Below are 6,894 nucleotides of genomic sequence, written 5' to 3' on the forward strand. Positions count from 1 at the left end.
TGGATAAGGCGCACGCCTGTCCTCTTATCGCCGTGTTCGTCGTGTAGGGAACGAATAAGCCGGGCCCGTTCGCCGGCAGTTACCGCTCACGGCCGCGGAGAAGCAGCCCCATGCTCAATACCGCACTCGCCGTCCTCGCCGTGCTGGCGGTCCTGCTCGCCCGTGCAATTCTGAAGCTCGTCTTCCTGCCGCTCCGTATCCTGCGGGGACTTTTTCGCCGTCGTCCGGCCTCAGCGAGTTCCCCGTAAGCGTTGCGTTAGGGGGTCTGGAACGGGCGAGTTAAAGGGTCACCGTGTCGGGAAATAGAGGTGAGGCTGTTGGTCCGCACGAGTGGGGAGTACCGCACTTCGCTTGCCCGAAACCGCGATACACCGGGAGCCGGTCCGGCCCAGAGCGGAACCCCTTGAGGCGGCCGGCCCCGTGGGGGCCGAGCCGCCGCCGTTCGGCGCAAACGCTGCACCGGAGCGACTGCATTGGCTAGACCATAGCCAGTGTCCCATGGCCATGCGTAGACTTTGCCGAGGGATGAAAAACGCAGGTCGAAAGTCCCACCCAGCGAGACAGCATGCCCTCGGCCTCCATTGCGAAGAACCCGCTGCGATGAGCGTCGAGGGGCGGCGCGCTCACGGTTTCCGGATACCCGCTGGCGCGACTCGTTCGTTCTGAGATCGAGCCTCGACGCGGTGTGACATCCGCCCGACCTCCATCATCGCCCGCAGCTTGGCGGTCACCCCGGCCGTGACGAGCAGACTGAGCGTCAGGGCAAAGATCGACAGGGTGTGCCGGATGGCGTCAGTGTACTCCCTGTCGGCATGCAGGATCAGCCAGCCGATCCCGACGACGGCGAAGGTGACGATCAGCGGCAGCGTCAAGTCGGGCATGGCTTCCTCAGCGTCTGAAGCCGGGCCGGTCTCCGTTCAATTCCTCGGCAACGGCCCTTCGAACACATCGGTCGGCACGGCCTTGATATCAATACGAACGCCCTTTCGTGCGTTGGTCAGTCGGGGCGTGGGAGTCGAGCATTCATGAACACAGCTGTCTGCCCGCGCTGCGGCCTTACGGACTTCGGGCCCGGCGCCGACCCTTTGACCGATACCGGGGTATGGACGGAAGAGTTTTTGCGTCGGTGCGAGCATGTCCATGAGCGCCGGCATCTTAAAGATCTCCGGACCCACACGTGTCCGCACTGGGCCAGAGCGATGCAAGCGGCCGCTGAGGCCCACGATCAGAGCCAGTGAGGATTTAGCGAGACGACGAGAGTCAACCGCGCGATCCATGGCTGCACGATGCCTTGGAACGAAGCGCCCCCCTAGCAACCGTCCTGGTGGCATCCCTCGAGCAGTGGAGTGCTCTCAGCCCGCGCGGCGATTACAGCGAACGTAGTTTGAGGATCCCCACGCGCTCGTCCAGGTCAGGTGATCCCCATCGACCACAAGGCGGACCTTGGACGACCAGCGGCGATCATGGTCCCCGCAATCGGCGTCCATCGTCCAGGTATTCCCGGCTCGGCGGGCGCCATGAAAGGTGCAGACGGTTTCCCCGGCTTTCGCCCGCTCAGGCGTGATCGTCGCTGGCAGGTAGCCCTTGCGGCGCGCGAGGACGCCGCAGCCGTCGGTGGTCGGCCCCCACGTCCCGACATACTCTGCAACGACTGCGACCGGTTTGGGGGCTGCAATCGGCGCGGCGGGGTGAACCTCAGGCACCGACGGGGCTGTTTCAATCTCCACTGTTGGCGCTTCCGCCTTGGCCGACGCCGTGTCGGGCATTCGAGCTTCGGGGGCGACCATCCCGACGATCTGCCGAGGGAGGTCTTCCACCTGATCGATCAGCGGCTCAACAATGCTCTGGTTCGATTCGCTCTGAAAGGGCAGGTCGTCGGTGAGGTAGGCAGCGCAATACGCGAACAGTCCGGCCCAACCCACGGCGAGGAGCAGTTGCAGAGCATGACGACGTTTGCCCTCCACCTGATGCTCGACAGGTGTTCCCGCCAGGACGATCGCCGACACATCAGCCTCCAGCGCTATCTATCCAATGATTGCCAGACGACACTCACTTCCACTGCGCAAAAAAGCAGGTGGTGTGTCTGCAGCATATGTTTAGTCAATCGTCGCTTGCGGACACGCATTATTAACGATCAGCGATTGGTTAACAAAAAGTAAACACCCGGGGCAGGGCCATTCGCGAGAATGTCGAACGCCGGGTATGTGACCGGCGTGCCACTTTGAATGGGCGATGATGAGTGGGTTCTGCCATCAAGCGAGGTGCGCTACGAAAACGCCGGTCAGGACGGCGTCGAACGTCACTGCGACCCGCGCGCGCTCAGAACTCACCGCACAGCGATGCCGGGCAGATGCGTTGTTTCAAAGTGAGCCCGATCAGAGCAAGGCAGAACCGAACGCTCGTTGCCTCGGAGACTACCGTAGTCTTTCATGATTGGTGGGCGCACTAGGGTTCGAACCTAGGACCCGCTGATTAAGAGTCAGCTGCTCTACCAACTGAGCTATGCGCCCGATCGCGTCTGCGACCGTCCCCGTCGGCCACCAAGTCCGTCCGGGGTGGCGGGCTGATACCAATGCTGCCGGGGGCTGTCCACCCCCAGCCGACGTTTTTTTGTCATTCCGCTGCGGCGTGCTGAGCGTGCAGGCGCACGGCCTGGGCGGAAAGCTTGTTGAGAGCCGACAGATACGCCTTTGCCGAGGCCACCAGCGTATCCGGGTCCGCCCCACGGGCGGTGATGCTGCGGTCGCCGTCGCGAAGCCGCACCGTCACCTCCGCCTGCGCATCGGTGCCGCCGGTGACGGCATGCACGTCGTAAAGGTCGAGCTGCGCCTCATGCGGGACGAGGGCGCGGATCGCATTGAAGACGGCATCCACAGGTCCATTGCCGTCCGCTTCCTCGATCCGCGATCCCGCCTCGTCCACGATGCGCAAGGTCGCCCGCTGGGGACCACGGGTGCCGGCGATCACCGACAGGGAGACCAGTCGGATACGATCTTGCGCGGTGGCGAGGTTCTCATCCACCAGCGCCTCGATATCCTCGTCGTAGACGTGCTTCTTCCGGTCGGCCAACGCCTTGAAGCGCTCGAACGCATCCTGGAACTGGTTGTCGGACAGGTGCAGGCCGAGATCATCCAGCTTTGACCGGAACGCCGCCCGGCCGGAATGCTTGCCCATCACCAGGGACGTCTTGGTCAGGCCCACGGAGGCCGGCGTCATGATCTCGTAGGTTTCGGAGTTCTTGAGCATTCCGTCCTGGTGAATGCCGCTCTCGTGGGCGAATGCGTTGCGCCCCACGATGGCTTTGTTGAACTGCACTGGGAAGTTCGTGGCGTGGCTGACGAGTTTCGACGCGCGGGTCAGCATCTGGCTCTCGATGCCGGTCTCGTAGGGCATCACGTCGGCGCGTGTGCGGATCGCCATGACGATCTCTTCAAGCGCGGCATTGCCAGCCCGCTCGCCGATGCCGTTGATCGTGCACTCCACCTGCCGGGCGCCACCCTCGATACCCGCCAGGGAGTTGGCGATGGCGAGGCCGAGATCATTGTGGCAATGGACCGAGAAGATCGCCTTGTCGGCGTTCGGCACCCGTTCGCGCACGGCGCGGAACATCTCCCGGTATTCGGCCGGCGTCGCGTAGCCGACCGTATCGGGCAGGTTTATCGTGGTGGCGCCCGCCTTGATCGCCCCTTCGACACACCGGCAGAGGTAGTCGATCGGTGTACGGGTCGCGTCCATGGCCGACCATTCCACGTCCTCCACGAGGTCGCGGGCCTGAGCCACAGTCTTGAGGATGATCTCCAGCACTTCGTCCTGGGTCTTGCGCATCTGGTGCGCCAGATGGATCGGCGAGGTCGACACGAAGGTATGGATGCGCCCGCGCTTGGCATGGCGCACCGCCTCGCCGGCCCGGGCGATGTCCGCGGTGATGGCCCGGGCCAGCCCCGCAATCGTCGCGCGCTTTGTGCGGCGGGCGATCTCGGCCACAGCCTCGAAGTCGCCGTTGGAGGCGATGGGGAACCCCGCCTCGATGATGTCCACACCCATCGCATCGAGCAGCTCCGCCACCGCGAGCTTCTCGTCGAAGGTCATGGTGGCGCCGGGGCATTGCTCGCCGTCGCGCAGCGTGGTGTCGAAGATCAGGACCCGGTCGCGGGTGCCGGATGTGTCGGTTGTCGTGCTCATGGCGTTGCCTTCTTGAACCCTGCTCGCGCTCCGCCCGGCGCGCGGCCGGAGGCGGGTGGTGCCCGGGATGGGCTTGTGTCGCGAAATCTCCCCTAAGGGCCCAGGCGCACGCCCGGACGGCCCTCAGGGGCGGGTAAGCAGAAGGTCGAGGAGGAGGCCGGGAGCAGGCGCGCGGAGCCGCCGCGCCGCGATTGCGGCGTCTGCGAACCCGGACGCTGAGCCGGCTCTGGCCAAGGCTCGTCTCTCCTCACACTCGCGTAGACCCTGCCGAAGCAGCCACGCGTCATTGCAAAAACAGGTACATCCGGCCCCCGCGAAACTCAAGGGGATCCACAGGGCCCTCCCCTCGGCAACCCGGCTTCCCCTCCGGCGGAGACCGCACTAAAGCGCGCAGGAACATGTGCGCTCGGCCGGGCTGGCCCCACCGCCTCCGCGAGCGAAGCGAAGCGATCCCTCGACGTGCTGCCTCTCACGGTTCCGCGCTCGCAGAGGGTCGCTCCGCTTCGTTCGCGATGACGGTGCGGCCGGTCCCGACCGCGCCGCCCCCCTCCCACCGCGCGAGACACACCATGGCCAGCTACAAGCTCCTCCTCCTCCCCGGCGACGGCATCGGCCCGGAAGTGGCAGGCGGCCTGAAGGTGGTCCTGGACACCCTGGCGGAGACCGGACTCGCGACCTTCGAGACCGAGACCGACCTCGTCGGCGGATGCGCCATCGACGCCCACGGCGTCCCTCTGGCCGACACCACGCTGCAACGGGCAAAGGACGCCGACGCGATCCTGCTCGGCGCGGTCGGCGGCCCGAAATGGGCCGGCGTCGCCTACGAGAACCGCCCGGAGGCCGGGCTGCTGCGCCTGCGCAAGGACCTGGACCTGTTCGCCAACCTGCGTCCGGCGATCTGCTACCCGGCGCTGGCCGAAGCGTCGGCCCTGAAGCGCGAGTTGGTCGAGGGCCTGGACATCATGATCGTCCGCGAGTTGACCGGCGGTGTCTATTTCGGCGAGCCGAAGGAGATCACCGAGCTTCCGGGCGGCGGCAAGCGCGCCGTGGATACGCAGGTCTACACCTCGGCCGAGATCGAGCGGATCGCCCACGTGGCCTTCGATCTGGCGGGCAAGCGCTCCGGTCGGGTCGCCTCTGCCGAAAAGCACAACGTGATGAAGACCGGCGTCCTCTGGAAGGAGGTCGTCACGCGCGTCCATTCCGAGCATTACGCTGGCATCGAATTGGAGCACGTCCTCGCCGACAATTGCGCCATGCAGTTGGTGCGGCGGCCCAAGCAGTTCGACGTCCTGGTCACCGACAACCTGTTCGGCGATGTGCTCTCCGATATCGCGGCGATGCTGACGGGTTCCCTGGGGATGCTGCCGTCCGCCTCCCTCGGGGCCGTGGACGACAGGGGTCTCCGCCGGGCGCTGTATGAGCCCGTGCACGGGTCGGCCCCGGATATCGCGGGGCAGGACAAGGCGAACCCCATCGCGATGATCGGCTCCCTGGCCATGTGCCTGCGCTACTCGTTCGGCCTCGGCGAGGCCGCCGACGCCCTCGACGGCGCCATCACCGACGCCTTGGCCGGCGGCGCGCGCACCGCCGATATCGCCAGCAACGGCGCCGACGCCATCGGCACGAAGGCCATGGCTCAGGCCATCGCCGCCGCCCTCAAGCACCGCGCCGGCTGACCGCCAAGGACGCATCGTCCCCGCGACGCAAAGCTCTGTGAAAAGGCCCCGGGGGCGGTGCATCGGCCAATGGCTCGTCACTGCCCCGGGGCTCTCGCGAGGACGGCGCACAGGGGACCGCGGACCGGGGCGCACCCTCGGACGCATGGCGGCTTGGCCGGACTCCGGCTAAGACGCCCGCAACGCTCGACGCTTCGGGCACGAATGGCGGGATCAGCATGACGGCGGCGAACGAGGGCGCGAAACGCGAGACGACGGATTTCGGCTTCGAGCGTGTGGCCCTCAACGAGAAGCAGGGACGCGTCGACAGCGTGTTCCATTCCGTCGCGCGCCGCTACGATCTGATGAACGACCTGATGTCAGGCGGCCTGCACCGGGCTTGGAAGGCGCAGCTGATCGCCATGCTGCGTCCGCCGAAGAACCGCCCCTTTGCCCATCTCGACGTTGCCGGTGGCACGGGCGACGTCGCGTTCCGGGTGCTGGAGGCCGGAGGGCCGGCAACGCAGGTCACAGTGCTCGATATCAACGAATCGATGCTGCGGGTTGGCGCCGAGCGGGCGAGCGGCCGCTACGGCGAGCGGGTCGCCTTTGTCACCGGCAATGCCGAGAGCCTGCCCCTGCCGGATGCGGCCTTCGACGCCTACACTATCGCCTTCGGCATCCGGAACGTGCCGCGGATCGACCTCGCCCTGGCCGAGGCCCGGCGGGTGTTGAAGCCGGGCGGCCGTTTCCTCTGCCTGGAATTCTCTTCGGTGGACGTGCCGTTGCTGGACAAGGTCTACGAGGCCTACTCCTTCCACGTGATTCCGCGGATCGGCGCCCGGGTGGCGGGGGACGCCGATTCGTATCGCTACCTCGTCGAGTCGATCCGCAAGTTCCCCACCCGCGGGGCCTTCGCCGGGATGATCGAATCCGCCGGCTTCCGCCACGTCACCGACCGGCCCCTCTCCGGCGGCATCGTCGCGATCCATTCCGGCTGGAAGGTCTCTTGAGCGTGACCCACCCGTGATCGGCGCCGCCATCAATCTCGTCC

6 protein-coding genes and 1 tRNA gene are annotated in these 6,894 nt (G+C 66.2%); 3 read left to right on the forward strand and 4 right to left on the reverse strand.

Features of this window, described 5'->3' with window-relative positions:
- Positions 1 to 110 precede the first annotated feature (110 nt).
- The gene (locus tag MFF22_RS15125) at positions 111 to 248 is read left to right on the forward strand and encodes a hypothetical protein (RefSeq protein ID WP_238249783.1); all 138 of its coding nucleotides are present in this window, start codon (positions 111 to 113) and stop codon (positions 246 to 248) included.
- 375 nt (positions 249 to 623) lie between these two features.
- Here the strand turns inward: MFF22_RS15125 and MFF22_RS15130 are convergent, their stop codons facing one another.
- The 4 genes from MFF22_RS15130 to MFF22_RS15145 form a co-directional block, all read right to left on the reverse strand.
- Entirely contained in the window at positions 624 to 881 is a 258-nt protein-coding gene (locus tag MFF22_RS15130; RefSeq protein WP_238249784.1) for a hypothetical protein, read from the reverse strand.
- A 471-nt stretch (positions 882 to 1,352) separates the two neighbouring features.
- Entirely contained in the window at positions 1,353 to 2,006 is a 654-nt protein-coding gene (locus tag MFF22_RS15135; RefSeq protein ID WP_238249785.1) for a peptidase inhibitor family I36 protein, read from the reverse strand.
- Between the two features lie 428 nt (positions 2,007 to 2,434).
- Positions 2,435 to 2,510: transfer RNA gene (locus MFF22_RS15140), tRNA-Lys, on the reverse strand.
- Between the two features lie 103 nt (positions 2,511 to 2,613).
- Positions 2,614 to 4,182 carry a 2-isopropylmalate synthase gene (locus tag MFF22_RS15145; RefSeq protein ID WP_238249786.1) on the reverse strand — a complete coding sequence of 523 codons (1,569 nt, stop codon included), beginning with the start codon at positions 4,180 to 4,182 and terminating at the stop codon, positions 2,614 to 2,616.
- 569 nt (positions 4,183 to 4,751) lie between these two features.
- On the opposite strand from MFF22_RS15145, the gene leuB reads away from it, so the two are divergent.
- Together leuB and ubiE are read left to right on the forward strand one after the other, a co-directional pair.
- Positions 4,752 to 5,861 carry a 3-isopropylmalate dehydrogenase gene (leuB, locus tag MFF22_RS15150; RefSeq protein WP_238249787.1) on the forward strand — a complete coding sequence of 370 codons (1,110 nt, stop codon included), beginning with the start codon at positions 4,752 to 4,754 and terminating at the stop codon, positions 5,859 to 5,861.
- Positions 5,862 to 6,079: 218 nt separating this feature from the next.
- Positions 6,080 to 6,853: a bifunctional demethylmenaquinone methyltransferase/2-methoxy-6-polyprenyl-1,4-benzoquinol methylase UbiE gene (ubiE, locus tag MFF22_RS15155; protein WP_238249788.1), complete on the forward strand. Its 774-nt coding sequence runs from the start codon at positions 6,080 to 6,082 to the stop codon at positions 6,851 to 6,853.
- Positions 6,854 to 6,894: the final 41 nt, after the last annotated feature.

Source organism: Methylobacterium persicinum (genome assembly GCF_022179525.1).
Lineage (GTDB): Bacteria > Pseudomonadota > Alphaproteobacteria > Rhizobiales > Beijerinckiaceae > Methylobacterium > Methylobacterium persicinum.

What these genes read in the sequence shown, in the direction of transcription:
- MFF22_RS15125 (WP_238249783.1), top strand. Translation starts at nt 111, where the DNA reads ATGCTCAATACCGCACTCGCCGTCCTCGCCGTGCTGGCGGTCCTGCTC.
- MFF22_RS15130 (WP_238249784.1), bottom strand. Translation starts at nt 881, where the DNA reads ATGCCCGACTTGACGCTGCCGCTGATCGTCACCTTCGCCGTCGTCGGG.
- MFF22_RS15145 (WP_238249786.1), bottom strand. Translation starts at nt 4,182, where the DNA reads ATGAGCACGACAACCGACACATCCGGCACCCGCGACCGGGTCCTGATC.
- leuB (WP_238249787.1), top strand. Translation starts at nt 4,752, where the DNA reads ATGGCCAGCTACAAGCTCCTCCTCCTCCCCGGCGACGGCATCGGCCCG.
- ubiE (WP_238249788.1), top strand. Translation starts at nt 6,080, where the DNA reads ATGACGGCGGCGAACGAGGGCGCGAAACGCGAGACGACGGATTTCGGC.